The 1,115-nt window shown below is 32.1% G+C and carries 1 protein-coding gene; it reads left to right on the forward strand.

The window, feature by feature from the left end; translation table 11 throughout:
• The first annotated feature begins 262 nt into the window (after window positions 1-262).
• On the forward strand, window positions 263-955 hold the full coding sequence (locus tag Q4503_RS18760) for an ABC transporter substrate-binding protein (RefSeq protein WP_215973783.1): 693 nt from the start codon (window positions 263-265) through the stop codon (window positions 953-955).
• Window positions 956-1,115 lie beyond the last annotated feature (160 nt).

Below are 1,115 nucleotides of genomic sequence, written 5' to 3' on the forward strand. Positions count from 1 at the left end.
CCAAGGTTATGGCATTGCTAGGCCGATGCCTGGAGCTGACATTCCAACGTGGTGTGAAAATTGGAAGCCTGATATATGCTGGCAAAGCTAAGAAATATACTAACATTGTTTTTAAAGAGCTAGATACCTTAGTCTCGAAAATAAAGGGGGATAATACAATCTATATTGATATAGAACGTAAAATACAGTATGAATTTTAGAAGTCGTAACGCTTTTAATTTATACTTACTCTTTATTATGTCTGGAAAAACTTATCTTCGTAATGTTAATTCGAAACTTGTTCACTATTGTTTTATTAATTATAGGCAAAGCTTGTCTGGCTATAGAGCCTATTGTTTTAGCTGTCGAAAATAGCTGGCCACCTTATTCAGATAAGAACGGAAATGGTCTTTCTAAAAATATTATTATAGCAGCGTATAACGCGGTTAATGTTAACGTTGAGTTTATTTCTGTTCCATATGCTCGAGCACTTAAAATGACTGAGCAAGGTCAAGTAGATGGTGCGTTTAATGTGACAAAACAAAAGAGCACGCAAGCAATGTTTAATTTCGGTAATGTTCCAATTTTACAGGCTAGTGCTTCATTTTATTATCATAATGATTCGTCATTGAATTTTACTTCAGTCAAAGATATTCCTAAAGGTACTTCTATTGGAGTCATTATTGGTTACGAATATGGTGATAATTATGATATTTATAAAAGTCGATTTAGAGAAGTTAAAGTAGCGAGTCAGTCACAATTAATTGGACTACTAAGAAACAAACGAATAGATATGGCAATTATGTTCGATGAAGTTGTTAAAAGTAAGTTAAACGAAATGGGACTTCAATTTAACGATATCAAAAAAGGCACTATTAACCACACAAGTGATATTTATGTTGCTTTTAGCAAATCAAAAAATACGATAAAAGCAATGAATCTACTAGAAAAAGGGCTAATTAAAATAAAAGAATAATTGTACTTATTTAAAATACAGCAATGCTTCATCAAATAAAAAAATTAGGCAGAAAGGTGAACTAAATAGTTACTTTTGCCAATTAACATCTGGTTTCCAGTTATTAATCCAGGTATGAATATCATTTGCCGGCATAGGTTTAGCAATGCCATAACCTTGA

This window comes from Colwellia sp. 6_MG-2023 (genome assembly GCF_030547765.1).
Lineage (GTDB): Bacteria > Pseudomonadota > Gammaproteobacteria > Enterobacterales > Alteromonadaceae > Colwellia.

What these genes read in the sequence shown, in the direction of transcription:
- Q4503_RS18760 (WP_215973783.1), top strand. Translation starts at nt 263, where the DNA reads ATGTTAATTCGAAACTTGTTCACTATTGTTTTATTAATTATAGGCAAA.